General features: G+C 49.9%; 22 protein-coding genes and 1 pseudogene. 7 read left to right on the top strand and 16 right to left on the bottom strand.

Annotation, left to right across the window (positions count from 1 at the left end; all coding sequences use genetic code 11):
• A pseudogene (locus tag C7382_RS02705) lies at positions 1 to 153 on the top strand (IS5/IS1182 family transposase); the annotation flags it as partial.
• Positions 154 to 297: 144 nt separating this feature from the next.
• Here the strand turns inward: C7382_RS02705 and C7382_RS02700 are convergent.
• The 4 genes from C7382_RS02700 to panD all read right to left on the bottom strand — a co-directional run bounded on the left by C7382_RS02700 (position 298) and on the right by panD (position 4,462).
• Positions 298 to 1,644 carry an MATE family efflux transporter gene (locus C7382_RS02700; protein WP_116678768.1) on the bottom strand — a complete coding sequence of 449 codons (1,347 nt, stop codon included), beginning with the start codon at positions 1,642 to 1,644 and terminating at the stop codon, positions 298 to 300.
• A gap of 101 nt (positions 1,645 to 1,745) precedes the next feature.
• Entirely contained in the window at positions 1,746 to 2,636 is an 891-nt protein-coding gene (folD, locus tag C7382_RS02695; protein WP_116678767.1) for a bifunctional methylenetetrahydrofolate dehydrogenase/methenyltetrahydrofolate cyclohydrolase FolD, read from the bottom strand.
• Positions 2,637 to 2,693: 57 nt separating this feature from the next.
• Entirely contained in the window at positions 2,694 to 4,034 is a 1,341-nt protein-coding gene (gene ffh, locus C7382_RS02690; RefSeq protein ID WP_116678766.1) for a signal recognition particle protein, read from the bottom strand.
• 71 nt (positions 4,035 to 4,105) lie between these two features.
• Positions 4,106 to 4,462, bottom strand: a complete 357-nt coding sequence (gene panD / locus C7382_RS02685; protein WP_116678765.1) for an aspartate 1-decarboxylase — start codon at positions 4,460 to 4,462, stop codon at positions 4,106 to 4,108.
• Positions 4,463 to 4,960: 498 nt separating this feature from the next.
• Between panD and C7382_RS02680 the strand changes: the two genes are divergently transcribed.
• A complete protein-coding gene (locus tag C7382_RS02680; protein WP_116678764.1) occupies positions 4,961 to 5,557 on the top strand; it encodes a manganese efflux pump MntP in 597 nt (198 codons plus the stop codon).
• Between the two features lie 104 nt (positions 5,558 to 5,661).
• Here the strand turns inward: C7382_RS02680 and gcvT are convergent, their stop codons facing one another.
• The 8 genes from gcvT to gltX form a co-directional block, all read right to left on the bottom strand.
• Positions 5,662 to 6,750: a glycine cleavage system aminomethyltransferase GcvT gene (gene gcvT / locus C7382_RS02675; RefSeq protein ID WP_116678763.1), complete on the bottom strand. Its 1,089-nt coding sequence runs from the start codon at positions 6,748 to 6,750 to the stop codon at positions 5,662 to 5,664.
• Positions 6,751 to 6,863: 113 nt separating this feature from the next.
• Positions 6,864 to 7,928, bottom strand: coding sequence for a dTDP-glucose 4,6-dehydratase (rfbB, locus tag C7382_RS02670; protein ID WP_116678762.1), 1,065 nt, complete (start codon positions 7,926 to 7,928; stop codon positions 6,864 to 6,866).
• A gap of 4 nt (positions 7,929 to 7,932) precedes the next feature.
• Positions 7,933 to 8,793: a dTDP-4-dehydrorhamnose reductase gene (gene rfbD / locus C7382_RS02665; protein ID WP_116678761.1), complete on the bottom strand. Its 861-nt coding sequence runs from the start codon at positions 8,791 to 8,793 to the stop codon at positions 7,933 to 7,935.
• Complete coding sequence (gene rfbC, locus C7382_RS02660) at positions 8,790 to 9,380, bottom strand: dTDP-4-dehydrorhamnose 3,5-epimerase (RefSeq protein WP_116678760.1); 591 nt, start codon at positions 9,378 to 9,380, stop codon at positions 8,790 to 8,792. The genes rfbD and rfbC overlap by 4 nt, the downstream gene beginning before the upstream one ends.
• A gap of 5 nt (positions 9,381 to 9,385) precedes the next feature.
• Entirely contained in the window at positions 9,386 to 10,255 is an 870-nt protein-coding gene (gene rfbA / locus C7382_RS02655) for a glucose-1-phosphate thymidylyltransferase RfbA (protein ID WP_116678759.1), read from the bottom strand.
• Positions 10,256 to 10,330: 75 nt separating this feature from the next.
• Positions 10,331 to 12,295, bottom strand: a complete 1,965-nt coding sequence (locus C7382_RS02650; RefSeq protein ID WP_243405636.1) for an LTA synthase family protein — start codon at positions 12,293 to 12,295, stop codon at positions 10,331 to 10,333.
• Positions 12,296 to 12,333: 38 nt separating this feature from the next.
• Positions 12,334 to 13,572 carry a 3-deoxy-D-manno-octulosonic acid transferase gene (locus tag C7382_RS02645; protein ID WP_116678758.1) on the bottom strand — a complete coding sequence of 413 codons (1,239 nt, stop codon included), beginning with the start codon at positions 13,570 to 13,572 and terminating at the stop codon, positions 12,334 to 12,336.
• Positions 13,573 to 13,610: 38 nt separating this feature from the next.
• Positions 13,611 to 15,134 carry a glutamate--tRNA ligase gene (gltX, locus tag C7382_RS02640; RefSeq protein WP_116678757.1) on the bottom strand — a complete coding sequence of 508 codons (1,524 nt, stop codon included), beginning with the start codon at positions 15,132 to 15,134 and terminating at the stop codon, positions 13,611 to 13,613.
• Between the two features lie 686 nt (positions 15,135 to 15,820).
• Between gltX and rho the strand changes: the two genes are divergently transcribed.
• Both rho and C7382_RS02630 read left to right on the top strand, forming a co-directional pair.
• Positions 15,821 to 17,836, top strand: a complete 2,016-nt coding sequence (gene rho, locus C7382_RS02635; protein WP_116678756.1) for a transcription termination factor Rho — start codon at positions 15,821 to 15,823, stop codon at positions 17,834 to 17,836.
• A gap of 225 nt (positions 17,837 to 18,061) precedes the next feature.
• Entirely contained in the window at positions 18,062 to 18,973 is a 912-nt protein-coding gene (locus C7382_RS02630) for a DMT family transporter (RefSeq protein WP_116678755.1), read from the top strand.
• Positions 18,974 to 18,976: 3 nt separating this feature from the next.
• Here C7382_RS02630 and C7382_RS02625 read toward each other — a convergent pair whose 3' ends face one another.
• From C7382_RS02625 to C7382_RS02610, 4 genes are all read right to left on the bottom strand, one after another.
• Positions 18,977 to 19,933 carry a glycosyltransferase family 2 protein gene (locus C7382_RS02625; protein WP_116678754.1) on the bottom strand — a complete coding sequence of 319 codons (957 nt, stop codon included), beginning with the start codon at positions 19,931 to 19,933 and terminating at the stop codon, positions 18,977 to 18,979.
• Positions 19,934 to 19,960: 27 nt separating this feature from the next.
• Positions 19,961 to 21,499, bottom strand: coding sequence for an ArnT family glycosyltransferase (locus tag C7382_RS02620; RefSeq protein ID WP_243405635.1), 1,539 nt, complete (start codon positions 21,497 to 21,499; stop codon positions 19,961 to 19,963).
• A gap of 117 nt (positions 21,500 to 21,616) precedes the next feature.
• Positions 21,617 to 22,531, bottom strand: a complete 915-nt coding sequence (gene miaA, locus C7382_RS02615; RefSeq protein ID WP_116678753.1) for a tRNA (adenosine(37)-N6)-dimethylallyltransferase MiaA — start codon at positions 22,529 to 22,531, stop codon at positions 21,617 to 21,619.
• A gap of 9 nt (positions 22,532 to 22,540) precedes the next feature.
• Complete coding sequence (locus C7382_RS02610) at positions 22,541 to 23,110, bottom strand: IS1096 element passenger TnpR family protein (protein WP_116678752.1); 570 nt, start codon at positions 23,108 to 23,110, stop codon at positions 22,541 to 22,543.
• A 629-nt stretch (positions 23,111 to 23,739) separates the two neighbouring features.
• On the opposite strand from C7382_RS02610, the gene C7382_RS02605 reads away from it, so the two are divergent.
• From C7382_RS02605 to C7382_RS02595, 3 genes are all read left to right on the top strand, one after another.
• A complete protein-coding gene (locus tag C7382_RS02605; protein ID WP_116678751.1) occupies positions 23,740 to 24,897 on the top strand; it encodes an NAD(P) transhydrogenase subunit alpha in 1,158 nt (385 codons plus the stop codon).
• 109 nt (positions 24,898 to 25,006) lie between these two features.
• Complete coding sequence (locus C7382_RS02600) at positions 25,007 to 25,321, top strand: NAD(P) transhydrogenase subunit alpha (RefSeq protein ID WP_116678750.1); 315 nt, start codon at positions 25,007 to 25,009, stop codon at positions 25,319 to 25,321.
• Positions 25,318 to 26,360, top strand: a 1,043-nt coding sequence (locus C7382_RS02595; protein ID WP_165815111.1) for an NAD(P)(+) transhydrogenase (Re/Si-specific) subunit beta, incomplete at its 3' end; no start/stop codon positions are given. The genes C7382_RS02600 and C7382_RS02595, both read left to right, overlap by 4 nt.

The raw sequence follows: 26,360 nt of genomic DNA, 5'->3' as shown, positions 1-26,360 counted from the left end.
GTGGCAGGGGATGCTGTGAACATCCTATTGGCAGCTGCTGCTTACAACTTCAAAAGAGCCATGAAGGCTCTTTTGCACCTGCTCAAAATAATAAGAGAAAAGCTAAGCGAGAGACCTTCGATGAATGACTTCTCACTTGCAAATGCTTTTTAAGGGATGACTATTTAGAATGAATAACTATACGAATGATTATTATCATCGTACTTTAATAAGACAACTGAAACGTCAGGATGTTTACATTATTAAGAACAAATCTAAATAAGAAACAGGAGAGAAACCTGCGATTGCAGTCCGACATCAGTGTGTATTCTTACGGAAATTGGCGTAGAAAAGCAGCCCGAGAAGGGTCAGACTGATGGGGAAAGCCCACCAAATGCCGGCAAGACGTACGGCTCTGTCGCCCTCCAACAGGACGAATGCCAGCAGATAGGACAAGGACGGAGCCAAGAGCACATGACAGACCGCCGAAGCCGGAGCGAGCGAACGCACACGCTCCAACCCACGCAAGGCATTAGAGTAGGTGATCTGAAGTGCATCGCCAAACTGATAGAAGATAACCGGCAGGAGCGTAAGGCTCACAATGGCTGCCACTTCGGCATCGGCCGTGAAGAGATAGGACAAACGTTCTCTGAATACGAGCAGAATAACCACGACCACCAAAGCGCCGAGGGCACTCATCCGATAGGCATCCGCTGCTATGCGCCGCACCTCAGCCGGCTTGCCCCGCAGCCTGTAGTGACTGATGTGGATTGTCGTTGCGGCACCGATGCCATAATAGATCATGTAGCCGATGGTGGTGATCACGCTTACAATCTGATGGGCAGCCAAAGCCTGTCCTCCCAATCTGCCCACAAAAACGATAACGATGGTGAAGGAAGCCGCTTCCAATCCCATCTGTACGGCCACGGGCATCCCGATGCCGAAGAGACGCCGATAGACCCGTCTCAGATGCACTGTCCGCGCAAATCCCATTCGTAAGGGCTGCCAACTCTTGCGTCTGGCGAATATATACATGAGTGCGAGCAGCATAACCACTCTCGCCATGAGCGTAGCCAAGCCCGCTCCCACAAGGCCCAGCTCGGGCAAGAAACCAATACCGAAGATGAGCAAGTAGTTCAGCACCATGTTCAAGAAGTTGCCTGTTACGGTCACATACATGGGCGTCTTCGTGTCACTCATCCCATCGTATAGTTGCTTGAGCGTATTGAATCCCATCACAAGTATCAGCCCGCCGACTTGAATCCAGTAATAGGGCATAACGACCGGGCGCAACTCATCCGGCAGATTGAACACACCGAAGAGGGGAATAAGGCCAACGGCTATCCCCACCAAGAGAACGCCCATCCACAAATTGACTCTGAGACTGTGGCGGAAGAGGATGCCGACACTGAAGTGACGCTGTCGATGATCGGAAGATGCCACCATCGGCGTAAGGCCGTAACCGAAAGCGATGCCGAAGACATAGAGAAGCATCAGCAGATTGTTCACGAAAGAAGCCGCCGCCAATTCGTTCATGGAGTGGTGTCCCACCATGACGTTGTCAATGAAGCTCACCATGATGATCCCGAGCTGCCCGACGATAATGGGCAAGCCCAGACGCAACAGTGCGCGATAGTGGCTCTTTAGCCTTGTTTCACTATCCATTGCCAAATTGTCTCCTCTACGAAAAAAACACCGCTACGTCGTACCTCTACGACATGGCGGTGCCTATTATTTGTAGTCAATGCGAAATACCCGAGCTATTCCTACCAGGTCAGACCTTTTCCCGCCAACAGAGTATTGGACATGAGAGATACGATGGTCATCGGCCCCACTCCACCCGGCACAGGTGTGATATAGGAGCATAGTGGTGCTACCTCGTCAAATTTGACATCCCCCGTGAGGCGAACGCCACTCTTACGTGTAGGATCGGGCACAAGCGTCGTGCCCACATCTATAACCACTGCACCGGGCTTGATCATGTCGGCCTTCACGAACTCAGGCTGTCCGAGGGCAGCGATGATGATATCGGCCGAGAGACATATCTCCTTGATGTTCGGCGTGCGACTATGGCACACCGTCACGGTGCAATCGCCGGGGTACCCCTTCTGGATGAGCAATTGGGACACAGGCTTGCCCACGATATTGCTGCGGCCGAGCACCACACAGTGCTTGCCACTTGTGGGAACATTGTATCGTTTGAGCAGCTCTACGATTCCCTTGGGTGTGGCAGAGACGAAGCACGGCAAGCCTGTGCTGAGCCTTCCCACATTGATGGGGTGAAATCCATCCACATCTTTCTTGGGATTGATGGATTCGATGATCTTTTGCTCGTCAATATGCTTGGGGAGCGGGAGTTGTACGATGAAGCCGTCCACCTCTTCGTTGTTGTTCAAGCGGTGCACGCAGTCGAGCAGCTCGTCCTCTGTCACATCTACGTCGTAGCGAATGAGCGACGAGGTGAAGCCTACTTCCTCACAAGCTTTCACTTTGCTGGCCATATACGTCTCGCTACCTCCGTCGTGCCCTACGAGCACACCCGCGAGATGCGGACGCCGCATGCCTTTCTCCAGCAGCCTGTTCACCTCGGCTGCGATTTCTTGCTTTATTTCAGCGGAAATTTTCTTTCCGTCAAGTAGTTGATATGTAGTTTCCATATATATACAAACCTATCCCACACGCAATTGTTCTACACTCCTTTTAGAAAATGAACCTTATCGTCCCGGTATCTTGGGCATGCGGGGCATCTTAGGCATTTTGCCGCCTTTGAAACCTTGGATATTCTTCATCATCTTACGCGTCTGGTCGAACTGCGTAATCAGCCTGTTCACTTCCTGAATGGACGTACCGCTACCCGTGGCGATGCGCTTGCGACGTTGGCCGTTGAGGATGGAGGGATGCGAACGCTCCTCGGGTGTCATCGAGTAAATAATGGCCTCGATGCTCTTGAAAGCATCGTCGTCGATGTCCATATCCTTGATAGCCTTGCCCACTCCCGGGATCATCGAGGCGAGTTCCTTCAGGTTACCCATCTTCTTGATCTGATGGATCTGAGCCAAAAAGTCGTTGAAGTCGAACTGATTCTTGGCGATCTTCTCTTCCAGCTTACGCGCCTCGCGCTCATCGTACTGCTCCTGAGCACGCTCCACGAGCGACACGATGTCACCCATGCCGAGGATACGGTCTGCCATACGCTCGGGGTGGAAAACATCGATCGCTTCCATCTTCTCGCCCGTACCGACAAACTTGATGGGTTTGTCCACGACCGAACGAATAGAAAGAGCGGCACCTCCACGCGTGTCACCATCGAGTTTGGTGAGGACAACGCCGTCGAAGTCGAGACGAGTGTTGAACTCCTTCGCCGTGTTCACGGCATCCTGTCCCGTCATCGAATCCACGACGAAGAGGACTTCTCCCGGATCGACTGCCGCTTTGATGGCTTCGATCTCGCGCATCATCTCCTCATCGATGGCCAGACGACCGGCGGTATCTATGATCACCACATCGTGCCCCTTGGTCTTGGCCTCTGCCACGGCATGGCGGGCTATCTCCACGGGGTTCTTACTGTCCGGCTCGCTATAGACGGGCACTTGGAGCTGCTCGCCCAGGATCATCAGCTGCTGGATGGCGGCAGGACGATATACGTCACAAGCGACCAACATCGGATGCTTGCCTTGTTTGCTCTTGAGCATATTGGCCAGCTTACCCGAGAAAGTCGTCTTACCCGAGCCTTGCAAACCGGACATCAAGATGATGGCGGGACTGCCTTTGAGGTTGATGTCCACCGAGTGTCCCCCCATCAGGGTTGCCAGTTCGTCGTGGACGATTTTGACCATAAGCTCGCCCGGGCGCACGGATGTGAGCACATTCTGCCCGAGAGCCTTCTCTTTGACGAGATCGGTGAACTGCTTGGCTACAATATAATTGACGTCGGCATCCAAAAGGGCACGACGCACATCCTTGAGAGTCTCGGCTACATTGATTTCGGTGATCCGCCCCTCGCCTTTGAGGAGCTTAAATGAACGGTCGAGCCGTTCGCTCAGATTTTCAAACATAGGAAGTTAATGTCAGATTCCATCCCCCGCCCGCAAAGGCATACCTCGGAGAGGAACTATAATTGCTGTGATTATTGATCGATGATCTTGTTGGTGACTGTGTCTGGAAAGACGACACACGGCTTGAACGCCATGGCCTCCTCGAAAGGCATCCATGCATACGCCATGATGATGATGATGTCGCCCGGCTGCACGATGCGGGCAGCAGCTCCGTTCAGACAGATAACGCCCGAACCCCTCCGACCCGGTATCGTATAGGTCTCTAAACGAGCCCCATTGGTGTTGTCCACGATCTGTACTTTCTCACCGGCTATGATATTGGCGGCATCCATCAGATCTTCGTCGATGGTGATGCTGCCCACATAGTCGAGATTGGCCTCCGTGATGGTCACGCGGTGTATCTTGGACTTTAATACTTCGACGTACATATGCTTTGTTATTCTCTTCTCTGTATCTCTTTTGTGGCTGCAAAGTAACAAGGAAATATGGGTATATACAAATGAAAGCCATACATTACCACTCGTGCGCGCTCCCGATCGGCATAACAGACAGGCGACGCAGGCAATAAAATGGTCTATGGGGCAGAGACTCTTCATGCCACTCGTCTTGTATTTGGAGCCAAAAGGCTGAAAATTGTCGCACCAAAAAGAGTGACAAACCCGCGCCATTACAAAAAAGAATTGGCGCATATTTTGTCAAAAAATGGCGCGTAATCACAAAAGATTTGGCGCAGGTTTGTCTTTGCTTTTGGCGCCATAAGTGACAATGTTTTGGGGCGAAAATTTAGTCTCATGGAGTCGTAGGTGCTACAACATTGGTCAGAGTTTGATTCGGAGACCTGCGAAAAGACTATTTTTGCGGCGGCGAACAAATGCGAATCGATTACCGGCCCGTGCCGCTGCTATGTCATACTCCTCTATCAACTGATGGGACTCTTACAACTTATACTCCTCTCCGTGGGATTGGCGATGGATGCCTTTGCGGTGTCCGTCTGCCGTGGCGTAAAAGCAGGCCGACGAGCTGTAAGCATAGCTGTCACCATCGGTTTGATATTCGGATTCTTCCAAGGAGTCATGCCTCTAATAGGATGGCTGGTGGGATCAACGTTTGCCGAAGAATTGGATGCTTATGATCACTGGATAGCGTTCGTCCTGCTGGCTCTGATCGGTGGTAAGATGGTGATTGAATCTTTTAGCTGCCCGACCAATTGTGAAGAAAAGACGGTCAGTACTCCGCGAATCTTCCACAGCGGACACTTCTTCGTGCTCATCAGTCTGGCCATAGCGACCAGCATCGATGCCCTCGCTGTGGGACTCACCTTCGCCTTTATGGAAGTTCACATCCTCACAGCTGTACTCTGCATAGGCATCGTCACTGCTATACTATCCCTCATGGGTGTACTCATCGGCAGACGATGGGGTGCCCGAAAGAAACATTCGGCTGAACTGTTCGGCGGCATCATCCTCATCCTTCTCGGTCTGAAGATTTTCTTAGAGCACATGGGGTGCCGAATTTCTCTGTAGCACAGAAATAATTCCACACATTAAAGACAAAAAAACAAGTGCGCAAGAACTTGACGTTCCTACGCACTCCTGTCTCTTTTGCAAGCGTATATTGCTCTTTCGGCTTACTTGCGGAAAGGCAGCTTTACGACTTCAGCTTTGAGCTGACGGCCACGTACTACGATGCCCAGCTCAGTACCAACCTTGCTATACTCGGGCGTTACATAACCCATACCGATACCCTTCTTCAAGCAAGGAGACATCGTTCCTGAAGTTACCTCACCGATAATCTGACCTTCGGCATTGGCAATTTCATAGTGCTGACGGGGAATACCCTTGTCTTTGAGTTCGAATGCAACGAGCTTGCGCTTGAGAGCTCCGGCTTTCTGCTCTTCCATGAGCTTGCGGCTCGGCATCTCCATCTTGTCATCAGTGAATTTGGTGATCCAACCCAGACCGGCTTCGATGGGCGAAGTCGTATCACATATATCATTGCCATAGAGGCAGAAGCCCATTTCCAGACGGAGCGTGTCGCGAGCACCGAGACCTGCAGGCTTGATGCCCTCCGGCTTTCCGGCCTCGAAGAGTGCATCCCAGATCTTCTGTGCGTACTCAGGATAGAAATAGAGCTCGAAACCACCAGCACCGGTGTAGCCCGTAGCAGAGATAATCACATCGGGGCAGCCGGCGAACGTACCCACCTTGAAAGTGTAGTAGGTGATTTCGCTCAGGTTGATGTCCGTCAGACGCTGCATCACTTCGGTAGCCTTGGGGCCTTGTACGGCAAGCTGGGCGATATTGTCCGAAGAATTTTCCAGAATAGCTCCCATCGTGTTGAGTTGCTGGCACCATGCCCAGTCTTTCTCCACGTTGGCAGCATTAGGTACCATCAGATACTTTTCTTCTTCGTAGCGATAGAGGAGGAAGTCGTCCACGATACCACCGTCGTTATTGGGGAAGCAGCAGTATTGTACTTGTCCGACAGCCAGTTTGGAAGCGTCGTTGCTGGATACTTTCTGCAGGAAGCGGAGAGCGTTGGGGCCTTTCACCCAGAACTCACCCATATGTGAAACGTCGAACACACCTACGTTGTTAACCACGTTCATGTGTTCGTCGATGATGCCGCTGTACTCGATCGGCATATTGTAGCCGGCGAACTCATGCATCTTAGCGCCTAAGGCGATGTGTACATCAGTAAAGGGAGTTGTCTTCATTGTTGATTATTTGTTTGTTGTATTATGTTGTTTGATTGTTATTCGATGGGCCGAAAACAAACGAGAAACTGCTTCTCACCCAAAAAACTCCGACAAATATAGGCAAAAGCAATCTATCGCCCTGCGTACATATCTTCGTAGTAGCGCAGATACTCACCACTGGTCACATGGTCCAGCCAGCCCTGGTGATCGAGATACCAACGCACCGTCTTCTCTATTCCCTCTTCGAACTGAAGTGACGGCTCCCAACCGAGTTCGTTCTTGAGCTTGGTCGAGTCGATGGCATAGCGCAGGTCGTGTCCGGCTCTGTCTGTCACATAGGTGATCAGCTTGTCAGATGTGCCTTCTTCGCGTCCGAGCAAACGATCCACTACACGGATCATGACCTTGATGAGATCTATGTTTTTCCACTCGTTGAAACCACCTATATTATAGGTATCGCCATCCTTGCCCCGATGGAAGATCAGGTCGATGGCTCGGGCATGGTCCTCCACATACAACCAGTCGCGTACGTTCTCGCCTTTGCCATAGACTGGCAGAGGCTTGTTGTGTCTGATGTTGTTGATGAAGAGAGGAATGAGTTTCTCAGGGAACTGATACGAACCGTAATTATTGGAGCAGTTGGAGATCACCGTCGGCAAACCGAATGTATCGTGGTAGGCACGAACGAAATGATCGCTACTGGCTTTGCTGGCTGAGTAAGGTGAATGGGGATCATATTTGGTCTCTTCCGTGAAGAGCGTACCGTCGAATTCTAATGCGCCATAGACTTCGTCCGTGGAGACATGATAGAAACGCTTGCCTTCATAGGCTCCACTCCATGCCTCCTTGGCCGCCTGCAGGAGCGTGAGCGTACCCATCACATTGGTGCGGGCAAAAGCGAGCGGGTCTTTAATGGAACGATCGACATGACTTTCTGCTGCCAAGTGGATGACACCGTCGATGGCATAGTCCGCAAATACCCTATTCAGGGCTTCTGCATCGCAAATATCTGCCTTGACAAAGCGGTAATTGGGCTTGAATTCTATATCCTTTAGGTTCTCCAGATTGCCGGCATAGGTCAGCTTGTCGAGATTCACGATCTCGTAATCGGGATAGGTATTCACCATTAGGCGCACCAAATGGGACCCGATGAAGCCGGCACCGCCGGTAATGAGGATATGACGTCGATAGTTCATTTGTTTATGCTTGTTTTAGGAGGTTGAGACAGACAGCCAGCGAGCTTTGCCAATGGGGGATGTCGATATCGAAAGTGCTCTTGACGAGCGTCTTGTCCAGGACGGAATAATGAGGACGCTTGACCCTTGCCGGAAATTCATCACTATGACAGGGAGCGATCTTGCAAGCCGTGTGTCCGCTCATTCGGGTAATGGCCACAGCGAAGTCGAACCACGAACAAACGCCTTCATTGCTATAATGATAGAGACCTGTGTGGATCGGCAATTGGGCTACAGCTACTCGATGAATGAAAGATGCTAAATCGGCTGCATATGTGGGCGTTCCTATCTGATCGAATACAACGTTCAGCGCATCACGCTCTGCCGTCAATCGGAGCATGGTCTTGACAAAATTGTTTCCGAAAGAGGAGTAAAGCCACGAGGTGCGCAGGATGATATGACGACAACCTGATGCCAATACGGCTTGCTCTCCACCGAGCTTGGTGCGACCATAAGCGCCGAGAGGAGCTGTCGGCACCTCTTCTTTGTAAGGAATATGCGCCGTGCCGTCGAATACATAGTCTGTGGACACATGTATGAGGAGGGCATCGTGGATGACTGCTGCCTCGGCCAGATACGATACAGCTCGATGATTGACAAGCGCTGCTGCGGCTTCGTCATCTTCGGCCTTGTCCACTGCCGTGTAAGCGGCACAGTTAATGATGGTACCTACACGGTGTTCTTTCACAAAGCGCAGTACCTCTTCTCTATTCGTAATGTCCAACTCCGGCAAATCGGTGAAAATGAAACGACCGTCGGCACCTGCCAACAGTCGAATCTCGCTACCTAATTGCCCGTTAGCACCTGTTACGAGTACTTGGTTCATTTGTATAAATCTTGATTGTAAGGGAAGAGACGACAAAAGTCTTCATCGGCTGTCAACTCTTTCCAAGAGCGATTGGCTTGATCCTTAGCCGAGAGGATAATGTCCTCTGATGGGATACGCCAGTCAATATTCAGATCAGGATCGTTCCAAGCGATTGCTCCTTCACTTTGAGGAGCATAGTAGTTGTCGCATTTGTATTGGAATACAACTTCGTCGCTCAGCACTACAAAACCATGAGCAAAGCCTCTGGGAATGAAAAGTTGCCGGAAGTTCTGATCAGAAAGTTCTACCGCGACGTACCGACCAAAGGTGGGCGATCCAAAACGAATATCCACTGCATAGTCCACCACACGACCTCGCACTACACGTACCAACTTGCTCTGAGCATGCGGTGGTTTCTGGAAGTGTAGTCCTCTCAGGACGCCATATCGTGATGCAGATTCATTGTCTTGAACAAATTGAACAGAGCGAATGCCGGCATCAAAGGTCTGTTTGCTGAAAGATTCAAAGAAATAGCCCCGCTCATCACGGAACAAGCGTGGTTCGACTATTACGACTTCGGGAATTTCGGTAGCTATGAAGTTCATCTCTGTTACTTGATCAGACCGAGTAGATACTGCCCGTATTGATTCTTTTTCATCGGTTCGACCAGACGTCTTAGGTCTTCAGTTGTGAGCCAACCATTGTTGAATGCGATTTCTTCCAGACAAGCAATCTTCAGTCCTTGACGCTTCTCAATAACCGACACGAAGACCGATGCATCCGTCAATGACTCATGCGTACCTGTATCTAACCACGCAAAGCCACGTCCAAGCTGCTGAAGTCGGAGCTGATCGCGCTCCATGAATTCCTGATTCACACTCGTGATCTCCAACTCGCCTCGTGCAGACGGTTTAACTTGAGCTGCAACATCCAACACTTCATTGGGATAGAAATACAAGCCGACCACAGCATAGTTACTCTTGGGCTTAGCCGGTTTTTCTTCTATGCTGATCACCTTACCGGCGGCATCCATCTCAGCAACGCCGTAACGTTCGGGATCATTGACATAATAACCGAAGATCGTAGCCATTCCTTTTTCAGCTTCTGAAACAGCTGTACGCAGCATCTGGCTGAAGCTGTGACCGTAAAAGATATTATCCCCCAATACCAGACAAGCACAATCATCTCCGACAAACTCACGACCGATGATAAACGCCTGAGCCAATCCGTCGGGAGAAGGCTGCTCTGCATACTCCAAACGAATACCAAAGTCTCTACCATCTCCCAAAAGCCTACGAAACGAGGGCAAGTCTTGAGGCGTAGAGATGACCAATATCTCCCTAATCCCCGCCAACATAAGTGTAGAGAGCGGGTAATAGACCATTGGTTTATCGTAAATGGGTAAGAGCTGTTTGCTCACACCACGAGTTATCGGATATAGACGTGTACCGGATCCACCGGCCAGGATAATTCCTTTCATAACAGATTGATTTGTGTGACAAAAATAGGCTTATTACCCTCAATTGGCAAAATTGATACTAAGAAACAAGTAAAATCACTTGTTTGCTGTCATTCTATTGGCATTCATACGATGATTGAAGGACTGAATGACCGCTTCCACGCGGCGAGCCATGCTGTCGGCATGACTACCCATGCTCGGAAGTAAATCGACTTGTAAATCCGGATCGTGTAAATAGTCGTATAAACCAAGTGGACGACTACCATCATGACGCAGGACAAAGCCATTCTCTATCAACTGAAGCGTGCCATCAAAATCAGTAACAGCAAAGTGCGGCGCCCCGGCATTAAAGATATCATTGCCATAGGCCAATACCGGATGCGGATACCCCAAAAGACTAAGCACTGTGGGGAGAATGTCGGCCTGCTGCACGGTAGTGGTCCGATCCATTCCGATCAGATCGGAACCCGGTGCATAAAACAGCAGAGGAACAGCATAGCGCCCTACGGCTGTTCGGTACTGTGGAAGCAAATCTCCCGAAGCATGGTCGGCAGTGATAACGAAGAGTGTGTTCTCAAACCAGGGCTGTTTAGCAGCTTTACGGAAGAACTCGCCCAACGCATGGTCCGTATAGCCAATGCACTGCACCAATGGCTCTCCTTCATTGGGGAACTTCCCCTGATATTGACTCGGGATGCGGAAAGGCTCGTGACTGGAAAGAGTAAAAAGGGTGCCGACAAACGGTTGCTTCATCTGCCCCAGTTCATCTACTGCTCGCAGCAAGAAAGGTTCGTCCCAAATGCCCCATACCCCATCGAAATCCTCATCGCGGGCATACTCTGTCTTGCCGAAATAACGTTGATAGCCGGCCTGCTTGACAAATGCATCGAAACCCATAGAGCCATTCGGTGCTCCATGCAGGAAAATGGAGTGGTACCCCATTCGTCCTAGAGCAGTGGCCAACCCTTCGATCTCGTTGCCGGAATAATGCGAAGTGATAAAGTGCTCTTGCAATGGAGGCACGGAACTCAATATCGACGGCATGGCATCAATACTCTTGCGTCCGTTGGCAAAGGCTTGCTCGAATAAATAACCTTTGCGTGAAAGTGAATCGAAACAAGGAGTATAACCACGGTAGTTCGGGATGCTTTCATTCAAACAACCCACATACTGACGGGCAAAACTCTCGATGATGATCACCATCACATTGCGTCCGCGCAGCTGTCCGAATCGCGCCGATGTGCTCTCAGACAGTCGATGTACAGGGTTGAATACCCGATGCATCTCCTCTTCCGTGGCGAAGAAATGCTTCTCTTCCAAACCATTCTTCCCGATAGTGCGAATAATACTATATGGTGTATTGAGCACTAATGCACGATGCTCCACCTTGTCCACGGACAGATTGGCATAGCTCATAGTCATCGGACGCCAAGCTTTGGCAAAGCTACCGCCACGTATCCCCCATATAATAAAGGTAATGGCAGCCATAAGCGCCAACGTATGGAGCGCGTAATAACGTAGTCGCCCCCCCTTCTCGCCATAAGTGCGTACCGGCTGTACCCGACGATACAGCCATACCATCACGACAATAAGGACTATAGCCAGCAGCGTGATGTACCAATAATTTAGGATCAGGTGTCCCATCAACAGCCCCCCACCCTCATGACCAAATTCAGAAAAGACTGTGGAGGTTGTCCGCTTAAGCGTATAAGGATAGTAGGCACAATCGGCCAAACCTGCGATCAACCCCAAGGCATTCGGCACCAAGAAGGTCCAATCCGTCAGGATCCGATAGGCTCGACGCATACGAAATCGGAAGGGAAGAAAACTCAGCAGTATAAAGAGAACATTGAGATAAAGAACTGCAGCCGTATCGAAACGCAAACCACCCATCCAAGCACGCCCCACCTGTTCGGCAGTCATATCGGCAAAAAAGCGATAGTTGAAGAGGTAGAACAAGCCACGGGCCAGGCCAAAGAAAAAGTAAGCCAAGGCTAAACGATAGACAAAAGCCCACCAGCTATTGGTCTTCCATATCGGATTCCACATGTTCTTCATCATAGATATTCGATTACTAAGGCATGTAAAGGCTCCGTGAGTTATCGGATAATTTGTCGGACAATGCGCTCTGTGGCTCCCGCATGGGTACGGATATAGTCGGCAGCAGCACGAGAAGCCGCCTCGCGATAGCCCTTGTCGCTTATCAAGCGTTCGATCAGTGAAGTAAATTCCTCTGCAGAAGAAACCGTAAAGGCTCCGCCTTCGGCTATCAGCTCGCGCGCCTCCTTGAACTTCTCATATCGAGGTCCGAAGATAACCGGCACCCCATACACGGCGGCTTCGGGCGTATTGTGAATCCCCTTGCCGAATCCGCCACCTATAAACGCCACCTGACCGTAGCGATAGATCGACGAGAGCAAACCGAAGCTGTCCACGATGAGGCAGTCCTGACGGTCGATATTGCTTTCCGTAGCCTCCGACAAGCGGATGAATGGGCGTCTCAAGTGCGAAATGATCTGCAGCAGATGTTCCTTGTCTATCTCATGAGGAGCCAAAATCAGTTTGACTTTGGGATTGCGATTGAAGTAACGCACCAGTATCTCCTCATCGGGTGGCCAACTGCTTCCGCCCACGATCACCAGTCCATCCTCCGGTACAGTGGCTGCAAACCTCTCTACCAGCGGTAGCGATTTTCTGGCTTCATATACCGAGATCACCCTGTCGAAGCGTGTATCACCAGCCACTGTGACGGGGTCTATACCATGCTTGCCGAGCAGTATGCGCGAAGCCTCATCCTGCACAAAGATGTGCGTGAAGCAGTGCAGCAAACGTTTATAGGCTCCGCCATACCAGCGGAAGAAGAGTTGTGTGGGACGGAATATGGAAGAGACCAGGTAAGTGGGGATCTGCCTACGCTCCAACTCCAACAGAAAGCACGGCCAAAAGTCGTACTTAATAAAGATGGCCATCTCCGGCTGTACCAAGTCCAAGAACTTACGTACCCGCGATATCCTGTCGGCAGGCAAGTAAACGATCACATCGGCTCCCTCATAATTCTTCCGCACCTCATAGCCTGAAGGGCTGAAGAAGGTGAGCACAATGCGATAGTCGGGGTACTCCGCCCTGATGCGTTCCATCATGGGACGTCCTTGTTCGAACTCGCCCAGTGAGGCCGCATGGAACCAGATGTGACGCCCTCCGGGGACTATTCCCCCGCGCAGCTTGCCCCACACCTTCCACCGTCCGCGCTCCATCATGCGCGCTTTGGGGTTGAAGAGGACGGCAAGTTTGATCAGAGATGAATAGACTAAACCGATGAAACTAAACAGGTATCGCATAGAACTACCAAGTAATCAGCAGAAACAGAAAGAAGGTATCAGCCTAAGACTTCCACGGCACGACGAATGCGTCTTACAGTTTCGTCACGACCCAGCACCTCCATGATGTCGAAAATATGAGGGCCCTTGCTCTCTCCCACCAATGCCAGACGCGTGACATTCATGAGATTGCCGAGGTGATACCCACCTTGCTCTATCCAGTTCTTTACGATCGGCTCCACCTCTATGGCGACAAACGACACGTCCAGCGTCTCCAAGAGGCTGCTCAGCTCACCAAGTTGGGTAGCACTATCTTCTTTCCAACGCTTCTTGGCTGTTTTTTCGTCGTATTCTGTGGGTGCAACAAAGAAGAATCCCCCCTGATCCCACAACTCACGAACAAAGTTCACACGCTCCTTAACCAGAGCAATCACGCGCACGACCTTCTCATCCGCAGCCTCTACCCCATGCTCACGCAGGACAGGACGGAAAAGCTCTGCCAAGATTTCGTTGTCGGCATGCTGTATATATTGGTGATTGAACCACTTGCCTTTTTCATAATCGAACTTTGCTCCTGCCTTACTACACTTCTCAATGTCGAAGAGACGGATCAGTTCATCCATGCACATGACGTCTTGGTCATTGCCCGGATTCCAGCCAAGGAGAGCAAGAAAGTTCACTACAGCCTCAGGGAGATAGCCACTCTCGCGATAGCCTCTGGACACATCGCCGGTCTTGGGGTCTTTCCATTCGAGCGGGAAGACAGGGAAACCCAGACGATCACCGTCACGCTTGCTCAGCTTGCCGTTGCCTTCTGGTTTGAGCAGCAGAGCCAAGTGGGAAAACCTCGGCATCGTATCCTCCCAACCGAAAGCCCGATAGAGCAACACATGGAGGGGAGCACTGGGCAGCCATTCCTCACCACGTATCACATGGCTCACCTCCATCAGGTGGTCATCGACGATATTGGCGAGGTGATAGGTGGGTAGATCATCGGCACTCTTGTACAGTACCTTGTCATCAAGAATCGAAGAATTGATCACCACGCGGCCACGTATCAGGTCATCCACCTCCACATCGATATTCGGCTCCACCAAGAAGCGCACCACGTACTGCGTACCATCGGCGATCAGTCGCTCCACTTCGTCGGCGGGCATAGTCAGCGAGTTGCGCATCATGCCGCGCGTCGTAGCATCGTATTGGAAGTTGTCCACCTCGGCACGCTTAGCCTCCAACTCCTCAGGGGTGTCGAAAGCGATATAAGCCCGCCCTGCATCCAAGAGCTGACGCACATACACACGATAGACATCGCGACGCTCGCTCTGGCGGTACGGTCCGTATTGGCCCCCATAGCCCACGCCCTCATCGAACTTGATGCCCAACCACTCCAATGCCTCGATGATATATGCCTCTGCACCGGGGACGAAACGATTGCTGTCCGTGTCCTCAATACGCAGGATCATATCACCGCCATGCTGGCGGGCAAAGAGATAATTGTATAATGCTGTACGTACTCCCCCGATATGCAATGGTCCGGTAGGACTGGGTGCAAAGCGCACGCGCACACGTCTGTCTGTATTCATTTTGGTTGTTTTCGTTTTATAAAGTGTCGCAAAAATAGCACTTTATATCGGCAATACCCCCAGCTTTCACAGGCTATCTCACGCTCATTCTTCCGGATGCTGTGCCCATCCAAAGCGCATAATTGCGCTTATGTAAAAATATATGCAGATATGTTACGATTTACATCTTGGGCAAATTCTTGAAAAAACTCGCGCCAAAAAGAAATCATTTTGGCGCCATTTTATGAAATTTTATGCGCCAATTCGAAAAACTTTTGGCGCGTATTTACCAGATGTTTCGGCGCCATATTTTTTCGGTTTTTGGCTCACAATTCCAGAGAATACATTCCAGCGCTCACGAGACGCCAGAGCGAGTTAAAAAAGATAATACCCGATTAGTTTTTCTATGTAGTCGGGGCTGTTGCCATACGGCTACAATGATCTTTTCATAAGCAGTTCTCTTCTATGTATTCTCTTATAGTGTATGTGGAAGTATTGTCATGCACCCCCCTCCGAAAGAATCAGTCAGAAAATGGTGCATGTTTCAATATATTGCTTACATTTGTGCGACAAAAGCCATGAATAGGACTCTATTTACCACGCTTTTTCTCGATGTCGAGACTTTACTCATGGTCTCATTCCAATACATCGACCCCCCAATCAGAATTCAACATCATCTTATTTAAGAACAACCCAATTTCATTTCTATGCAGAAGTACACTATCGTTGATTTGAACGAAAAGGCTGAAGCTGAACTCGCCGCCATCGCAGGCGAACTGGGCGTTGCCAATGCAAGCGCACTGTCCAAGCAAGAACTTATTTACAGAATACTCGACGAACAGGCCATCAGCGTGGCCGGAGTGCAAACAGAAAAACAAAAAACTAAAGAGGTACAGCGCACCGAAAAACGCAAACCCGGCCGTCCCCGCAAGGAGAACGAGCAGAATGACTCTGCAAGCAAGTCTGACGCAACTGCCTCTGACGAGTCGGCAGCCGATGACTCGGCGGCCAAGCGCAAACGAGGTCGTCCCCGCAAGTCGGAAGGCACAGCCCCCGAGACGCAGGAAGATGCACAACAGTTGGTAGCCATCGCAGCCGCTGAAGAGAACGACACTGCCCAAAACAAAACGACAGAGAAGAAGCCGGCAGAAAAGAATACGCAAGGAACCCGTAAGGAACCCGCAACAAACAAACCGAAAGAAGTTCTATCCCAAGAACAGCCTCAGATAGCAAGCGGACAACCAAGCCCTGCCGCACTCCCGCCGTTGGCACCTGTCACGCCTACCGAAAAGGCATCACAGAGCGAGAACAGAAAAGAAACGTTACCCACTACCACAGAGACAAGCCCCAGAAGTATAAGTGCCGGCCCCGTGGATGAAGGTGGAGCTCGCAGATTGGTATTCAGACACAAGGATAGCTCGTCCGTGTTGGATCAAGTGCTGCCCTACAATAGTCTGCAGCAGCAACCTCAACAAAAGCCCAAGACGAACAACATTCCGGCTAATAACGGCAGCAATCTCCCTCCGAAACAACGGGTACAACAAGCCAACGGGAACACTCATCACCGAGAACCTCATCAGCCGCTATACAACTTCGACGGCATCTTGGAATGTATGGGCGTACTGGAGATCATGCCCGACGGCTATGGTTTCTTGCGCTCGCCGGACTACAACTATCTGTCTTCGCCCGATGACGTTTACGTATCGCAGCAACAGATCAAGCAAAACGGACTCAAGACCGGCGACGTGGTAGAAGGGAGCATCCGCCCCCCCAGAGAGGGAGAGAAGTATTTCCCCTTCGTTCAGGTCAAGAGCATCAACGGACGCAGCCCCGAAGAAGTGCGCGACCGCGTACCTTTTGACCATCTGACTCCCCTCTTCCCCGAGGAGAAGTTCACACTCGAAGCACCGGGCATACGAGCCGTCAACGACAAGATTTCCGTTAGAGTAGTCGATCTCTTTGCCCCCATCGGCAAGGGTCAGCGCGGACTCATCGTATCACAGCCCAAGACTGGTAAGACTATGCTCCTCAAGGACATTGCAAATGCCATCGCAGCCAACCATCCTGAGGTATATATGATCGTCTTACTCATCGACGAGCGCCCCGAGGAAGTAACAGACATGGCCCGCAGTGTCAATGCAGAAGTCATCGCTTCGACCTTTGACGAGCCTGCCGAACGCCACGTGAAGATCGCCGAAATAGTGCTGAACAAGGCCAAGAGAATGGTAGAATGCGGACACGATGTGGTGATTCTGCTCGACTCCATTACCCGTCTGGCTCGTGCTTATAATACGGTACAACCGGCATCGGGCAAGGTACTCTCCGGAGGTGTCGATGCCAATGCCCTGCAGAAGCCCAAGCGTTTCTTCGGTGCTGCACGTAACATCGAGCATGGAGGCAGTCTCACGATCCTGGCTACTGCTCTGACCGACACCGGTTCGAAGATGGACGAAGTCATATTCGAAGAATTCAAGGGCACAGGTAATATGGAGTTGCAGCTCGACCGCCGTCTGTCCAACAAGCGTATCTACCCTGCCGTGGACATCATGGCCAGCAGCACACGCCGCGACGATCTGCTCCAAGACGACACAACACTCAACCGTATGTGGATCCTGCGCAAGTATCTGTCCGATATGAACCCCATCGAAGCCATGGAGTTTGTGCGCAAACAGTTGGAGAACACGCATACCAATATGGAGTTCTTGGCATCAATGAGCAACTGATTCCATTCTCGGACTCCCCCCATTCTGTATGCACAAGCCCTGCAAGAAACTTTATCCTTGCAGGGCTTGTTGCAGGGAATGAGTGTGGATAATCCAGAAAGATGGGACAAAAGGAAGTCAGCAGTCGGACAACTATTCCTATCTTTCGCCCCTAAACGAAAAAAGCTTAGGAGCCATGTACAAAATTATCACCCCCTCCGAACGAACAGAATAGGCTATAAACGAATGACTTCTTCGCGCATACGCGGTCTTGCCGTCGGCATATTATCATCAGCAACATTCGGACTCATCCCGCTCTTTGCCCTACCGATTTCGAGCAAAGGCGCTTCGTTTGAGCTCATTCTCTTCTACCGATTCCTATTTGCCGCCGTGGCAATCGGCCTGATGCATCGCATCAAGCATGGAAGCTTTCGACTTGTCCGTGCCGATCTGGCACCGATTACGCTGCTCGGTCTCCTATACACAGGCTCTGCACTCTTCCTGTTTCGAGGCTATTCTTACATGCCCAGCGGAGTAGCAACGACCATACACTTCCTCTATCCGCTGTTTGTCTCAGCACTAATGGCCGTCTTCTTCGGAGAAAGGTTAAGACTCATCCCTCTCATCGCTATACTCACGGCACTCACAGGAGTGGCCCTACTAATGGGAATCTTCGGCGCAAGCGTACCGGTAAGCGGAGCAGGATTCGTCATCGTCATCATATCTGCCCTCTGCTACGCTCTGTATATTATCGTTGTTAACAAGAGCCGAATCAGGACCATGTCCGGCCGCAAGCTCACTTTCTACGTATTTATCGCAGCAGCAGGCTTCTGCCTGATTCATATTCTATACATAGAGGGGAAAGTCTCTCCTCTACCCGATGCGGCATCATGGGGCAACATCTTTCTATTGGCACTCATTCCCACGGTCATTTCCAATCTGGCTATGGTCGTAGCCGTACGCAATATCGGCTCCACGCTCACCTCTGCCTTAGGTGCCATGGAGCCGCTTACTTCCGTAATCGTAGGAGTCTGGAAATTCAACGAAACACTAACTCTTTCTTCTGTAGCCGGTATTGGTTGTATCCTTATAGCCGTTGCACTTATTATTTTCGCCCCTTCTAACAAAAAGCAGAAGCAAGAAACGTATTCATCGTAGCTACTACTTGTTTGCTGCAATATTAGTTTCAGCAACTAAATACAAAGGTCTTCCCACAATATTCTTATTGATCCTGGAAATGTAGGTACCTATCACTCCAAGGCAAATCAACTGTCCCCCCCCTAAAAACATCGAACTTACAATGACTGAGGTCCATCCGCTAACAGTTTTGTCAAGTAAGAAGTGTGAGATCAAGGCGTAAATTATCACAAAGAAAGAAAGCAAAGAAACCAAGGCTCCTAGCTTGGTTACCCACTCAAGGGGCCTGCTTGAAAAACCAGTTATACCATCAATGGCCAAACCAAGCATTTTTCTCAAAGGATAGTTCGTTTTGCCATATTTTCGTTCATCCCGGTCAAACATTACACCTGTTTGGCGAAACCCCATCCATGCGATCTGCCCTCTCAAGAACTTGTTTTGCTCAGGCATATCTCGCAGACATTGCACAATTCTCCAATCGATCAGTCGAAAGTCTCCTGTATCCAAGGGCATATCAATAGATGTGATCTTACGCATTGTTCGGTAGAAGGCTTTGGCTGTCGCTTTCTTGAACAATGTTTCACCTTCTCGATGCTTTCGTTGTGCATAGACGACTTCGTAACCTTCACGGTACTTCGCATACATTTCAGGAATCAGTTCCGGCGGATCTTGTAAGTCTCCATCAATGATTACAGTAGCTTTTCCCTTCACATGATCTAACCCGGCTGACACTGCTATCTGATGTCCGAAGTTGCGACTCAGATTGATGTAAAAGAAACGGTCATCATGGCTACATTCACGACGCAATAGCTCCAATGAACCATCGCGACTGCCATCATTGACAAAGACCAATTCAAAATTCTCCGTTATAGATGAAGCCGCTACTCTTAGCCGTTGAACCAACTCTGGTATTCCTTTCTCCTCGTTGTATATTGGCACAACAATGGAAAGATCTTTCGTATAACCTGCATTAACACTCATATGGATAGTATTTGATTATTTGTTTCTTCATTCGTTACGTTCAAGGATACGGAGGAATTTCATGTTTTTCCCTTCTTCTCCAACCATTTCACATCGATAATGGGCTTCTACATATTCTTGCACCCACTGTTCTGCCACACAAATGAAATCACCAGATTGTAGCTCTTCTCTTTCTTTATATCGGATCTTAACACCTTTTTTCTGCAATTGCAAGAGGTAGAAGTTGAGATGTGCTCGTGAATAATGATCCTCCCCATAAACAAGAATCATGGGATTAGTCAGGACCTCTTGTGCATCCTCTGTTTTGGTCAACCGTCTAAGATAGTTCCCAAAATCGTCCTGCGCTTGATAGAAAAGTTCAAACTCATTGTTTTTGATATTCTTCATAATATTAGCAAAGGGGATCGCAAAGAAAAGCACGACTAAGAACAATGATATGGAGGACACAGATGAAGGGCTATATATCTTCTTAAGGCGATGAGTGATCGGGACGCCTATTCCGGCGATAATCAGTCCCATAAGAGGAAGAATTGGAAGCATATACCACCAAATCTTGGTAGTTGCCATGGAAAGAATCGATAAGTAAAAAACAATGCAGAAGGCCAAATACAATGCAAATTGTCTACTCGTTTTTCGTCTACAGAGGATGGCAAATAAGAAACTTCCTCCGAAAATGGCAGTACCCCAGGGATATTCATTCCAAAGATAAGTCAGATAAAAATGGGCTTGCTTCCGATTCACGAGTGAGTCAGAATCAAAAAAACGTCCACCCAACTCAGTCTCCGATATCGCTTGTAAATAGCCTGCACTTTTTATTTCACGTCCAAAATACCATGCTCCTGCAATTAGAACGAAAAGCAAAAATGCAAAATAGAGGTGCTTATCTTTCAAAATGCGCTTAGCCCCTCCGTAGGATAACACAAAAGCCAACACAGCAGGAGCGATAATCAAAGGTTGTACCCCTTTTGTAAGGACAGCAAGAGAGAGAGCCAGGCTGGAAATGTAGAGATAACGATGTGCTTGCCGAATCTGTCCTTTCCTATATTCTATAGAACAGAAGAAAGAAAAAACGACAAAACAACATACCAGGAACAACAGCAAAGACTCATAGTCTCCGGTGCGTACACCATGAATATTCACAAACAGAGGTGAGGTTACAAGAATAAATACGGCTATTATTCCTGACAAATTATTTCCATATATTTTGCGCGCAGTCCAAAACAAAAGGGCATTAGCACCTACAGCAGCTAACGCAGAAGGCAGACGAATAGCCAATTCTTTCGGACCTAGAATTTTCATAAAAAACACTTGAAGCCATATCAAGAGGGGTGGCTTGGTATTCCACATATCGGGTTCATCGAAAAAGTACGTCATTCCCCAGTCACCATTATAATACATACAAAGAGCATTCATGCTCACACGCGACTCATCCCACAACTGTATGGGCAAGCTGTCTATTCTATAGAAATAGGGAAGACATGACAAAAGCAAAATTACTATTGTAATAAACTCCATAGTAATCTGAGGGAAGGTTGCTTTTTTCTCAAGAAATCGCTTTTGCTTCATAAGTCAAACAGTTAAGTCGAAACTCATCAAAACGGAGATTTTCAATTGAATTAGGTTGACTTTCTCTGAACAAAAGTACAATAAAAACAACAAACCACAATTGTTTTAACACAACACTTAGGGAGTTCGAGAAGAGATTAAAGAGAGAATAGCCTCACGGTCGGCTTCGGGATGGAACCACTGTATCTCAGCATCGCGCCGAAACCAAGTCATCTGCTTGCGAGCATAAACCCGACTGTTGCGTTGGATGCGTCGCACTGCTTCGGCTCTGTCTATGTGGCCGTCGAAGTATTCGAACATTTCCTTGTATCCCACCGTATTCAGTGCATTAAGATGTCGCAACGGATAGACCGCACGAGCCTCTTCTTCCAACCCATCTGCCATCATTTGCAGCACACGCGCATCAATACGTTCGCATAGCTCTTCACGGTCTCGACAGAGACCTATTTTGACAATGCGGAAAGGCCGCTCTTTGGCTTCGTGCCGGTGAAAAGAAGAAAAAGGTCTGCCCGTTGTGAGACACACTTCCAACCCATGGATCACTCGTTTGTAGTTACGCCTATCGACGCGAGCATAATAGTCCGGATCCAACAGACGAAGCTGCGACAGTATCCCATCCAATCCTTCATCTGCATAGCGTGCATACAACTCCTCACGCACCTCGGGGTAAACATCGGGGATATCGTCTATGCCACTGCATACGGCATCGATATACATCATCGACCCACCCGTGAGCAACACCCCCCGATGCTTTCCGAACAGTTCCGCTAACGTCTCAAGAACTTCCACCTCGTACATCCCCGCACTGTAGTAGTCACTGACGCTGTGTGTAGCCACAAAAAGATGCGGCACCCTCGCCCGCTGTTCGGGTGTGGGCGCCGCTGTTCCTATGGGCAATTCGCGAAAGATCTGACGGGAGTCCGCCGAAAGAATCGGACTACCCAGTCGCTCGGCTATGTCAAGGCTCAGCTCGGTCTTGCCCACACCGGTGGGACCAAGCAAAACGTATAGCGTGCAAGGATGGGCGTCCAAGGAAGAGGGCTAATAGTTGTCGGCCATATCGGGCGTAATCTCGTCGAAACCCTCGAAGCCGTCACGATCTAACTCATCCTCATTATACTCCGTGTCACCGAAGAAGTCCTCGCCCAGATCCAGCCCCTTGGCCTGCTTGGCAGGATCGGCTGTAGGATCCATCAGATCGTCCAGAGAGGTCTGTCGGGGTGGTTGGCCTTCGGATGTGAGAAGTTTGGGCTCGGCAAGGGATTTACCCGGTACGATGTCCATCACTTCAATAAAGAAGTAACGCTCGGACATCAGATCGAATTCGAAAACCAATCGCTGGTGTTCATCCTCGATAAACTCCTCCAAACGAGTTTCATCCATCACATAGCTGTCTTGATCGGCTGCCGTATCCATCTCCATGAGTGTGATCTCCTGCCCCTTACGCCAGTCTTCATCGCATAGAAAGAAAGAGGTAAGTTCGGTACGGGTATAGCCCACCGAATCCAAAATTGCGTTCTGGAGATCGAGAAAAGTAGCCTCGGAGTCAATCGCTATCTCGCGGCGAAAGTCATCCACTTCGTCGGAGACAATCAAAAAGTTGAATATCATATGTCTATAATGCTCTTGTCAATGATTATGTGGTTCAAAAATAGGAAAAAAACACAGGTAATACCCACAATACTGATCCCCACACCCAAGGATAACTCCCCGACTCGGCAGAAAAGACGAATGTGGCATGATTTTTTTTAACGCTTCACAGGGTTTTGAGAGCGGCGAAGTGCATTTCTCGAAATCATGAGCCAAAAACCGAGAGAATATGGCGCCGGAATGCAGGGAGAATATGCGCCAAAAGTTTTTCGATTTGGCGCATAAATTTTCCGGAAACGGCGCCAAAAAAATTTCTTTTTAGCGCGAGTTTACTCGACAATTTGCGTACGTGGAAGATCATAACACATCTGCACTTTTTTTCACACAAGAGCCTATCTGCCTTCGACTGTGCCGTATTATCACGTTGGATAGGAACTATTTTCGGCCCGGAGGATGCAGAGAATGAGACAAATATCAGGTGAATCGCTCTATATTATATATTTCTTTCCTACTTTTGTGGTCGCTCAGCGGCTTACATCCCGATGACTTCCGGACGCCTTCCCTCCCTATGCCGGCAGACGAAGGAAGCAGCCGATGTTAACCTCCGGCAAATTAGTTTAGAAAATCACATACAAAAAGGAATCTACGCAATGATTATCGGCATTCCAAAAGAGATTATGCACGGTGAAAACCGTGTATCGGCTACGCCCGAAACCGTGGCCAAGTTTGTAGCAGACGGCTTCAAAGTCCTCTTTGAAAAGGGCGCAGGAGAAGGAGCTCAGTATCATGACGAAGAATATGCCAAAGCTGGTGCTACGTTGGTAGACGGCGCTAAGGCTGTGTACGATGGTGCTGAGGTTATCCTCAAGGTAAAAGAGCCTTTGTTCAACGAGCAGTTGGGCAAGCACGAGGTAGAACTCATGCGCCAAGGACAGTACCTCATCACTTTCATCCACCCCGCTTCGCCCGTCAATCACGACATGGTGCGCAACCTCGCCAAGCAAGGTGTTATCTCTCTCACGCTCGACGGTATTCCCCGTATCTCACGTGCTCAGAACCTCGACGCACTCACGTCTATGAGTACTTGTGCCGGCTACAAGGGCATCCTCATGGCAGCCGAGGACTTCCCCAGCTTCATCCCCATGATGGGTACGGCTGTGGGTATGATCCCTCCCGCCAAAGTAATGGTAATCGGTGTGGGTGTAGCCGGTCTGCAGGCATTGGCTACGGCCAAGCGTCTGGGAGCTATCACCTATGCAGCAGACATCCGTCCTGCTGCTGCCGAGCAAGCTCAGAGCCTCGGTGCCAAGGTTGTTGACACGACTGTTCCCGCCGAACTCGCCATCGCAGCAGGTGGCTATGCCAATAAGTTGCCCGAAGATGTACTCGACAGAGAGCGCAAAGCCCTCATGGAGACGATCAAGGACATGGATATCGTATTCTGTAGTGCATTGATCCCGGGCAAGGTGGCTCCTATCATCATCACAGAAGAGATGGTGAAGGGTATGAAGCGCGGCTCCGTGATCGTAGATATCTCTATCGACCAAGGTGGTAACTGCGCAATCACACCGAAGGGAACCAAGGAAGTTAAACATGGTGTCATGATTCAGGGTATCAAGAACATCCCGGGTATGCTGCCGAAGAGCTCTACTTGGATGTTCGCACAGAATATGTACAATCTGATGAAGTACCTCGTGAAGGATGGTCAGATCACACTGGACATGAACGACGAAGTATGTAGCAGTATCCTCGTTACTCGCGACGGCGAAATCAAACACGCCGGTACACGCGAAGCCATGGGTATCTAAACAGAACTGTTCCTACAATCTTATCTCAAGAGCCAAGGAACGACCCCTCTCAAGCGGCCGTCCCTTGGCTCTTAATTCTTTTCAATACTCCTAATCACTCATAACAGTAATGAATCCGATCATTCTCATCGTTGTGCTGATAGCTGCCACGCTTATCGGTTACAAGCTGATCAGCAATGTCCCCAGCTTGCTGCACACGCCGCTCATGTCCGGCATGAATGCACTCTCGGGGGTTACAGTCATCGGGGCTATCGCAGCTACGGGACTGTCCTTCCTTTTCGATAATGGCGGGAATTTCCTTCTGGGCCAGATCTTCGGAGGGATGGCGATTATCCTCGCTACGATCAACGTAGTAGGCGGTTTTGGTGTCACCAACCGTATGTTACGCATGTTTAGCAAAAAGAAGAAAGGGGGTGAGCAATGAGCGCTATTGCATATTACGTACTCTGTACGATACTCTCCCTCATGGTATTGGGAGGCATATCGATGATGAGCCGTGTGAAGACTGCCGCAGCGGGCAACACACTCAGCGCAGTGGCCATGCTCGGCGGAATTATCCTCACGCTAATTTACAATGCTATTCTGCCCGTATGGTCAGTCTATGTATTCCTTCTCATTGGTGCCATCATCGGTCTGATCATGGCGCAACGCGTCAAGATGATAGAGATGCCGCAGATGGTCGCTTTGCTCAATGGTATCGGTGGTGCTGCTTCCGCGCTCGTCGGAGTTCTTTCTTTGGCATCAATTGGCATCGATCCCGACAATCATTCGGTCGATCTCTATCCCACATTCTCTCGCGCCACGGGTATGTTGGCTCTGACTGTGGGTATGATTACGCTTGTCGGTAGCCTTATCGCTGCAGGCAAACTGCATAGAGTACTGCCACAGCGTCCGGTTATTTGGCCCAACCACGCGATGCTGACCTCCCTACTATTGTTGCTTACAGTCGGATTCGTAGTACTCGGTTCTATCTCTATCGAAGGATCTCCGCTCTTCTGGGCGATAGCCGGCGGCTTTTTGTTTTCAGCTCTCTTCGGGCTATTCTTTGCCATCCGCGTAGGTGGAGCCGACATGCCCATCACGATCTCTCTGCTGAACTCACTCAGCGGAGTGGCCGGTGCCATTGCCGGTATGGCCATCGGAGACATTTTGCTGGTTGCCGTGGGTGGTATTGTAGGAGCCAGCGGTTTGTTGCTGACACAGATCATGTGTAAAGCAATGAATCGCAAGCTGATGTCCATCCTCATGGCTTCCGGAGCTAAGCCGACGCCTGCAACTGCATCTCCCACTCCTCAACAAACGGCCGCCGCACCTGATGCTGCAGCTCTGGTAACCGCTACAGCTCGCCAAAAGGTTGAGAAAACTGCCGGAAGCGTGCTACGCGAGGCCAAGCGTGTGATCATCGTTCCGGGTTACGGTATGGCGCTTGCTCAGGCACAACACCAAGTGCGCCAACTTGCCGA

The sequence above is a fragment of the Porphyromonas loveana genome (assembly GCF_003096695.1).
GTDB classification, from domain to species: domain Bacteria; phylum Bacteroidota; class Bacteroidia; order Bacteroidales; family Porphyromonadaceae; genus Porphyromonas; species Porphyromonas loveana.
This window is presented reverse-complemented; position numbering and strand designations above follow the sequence as displayed.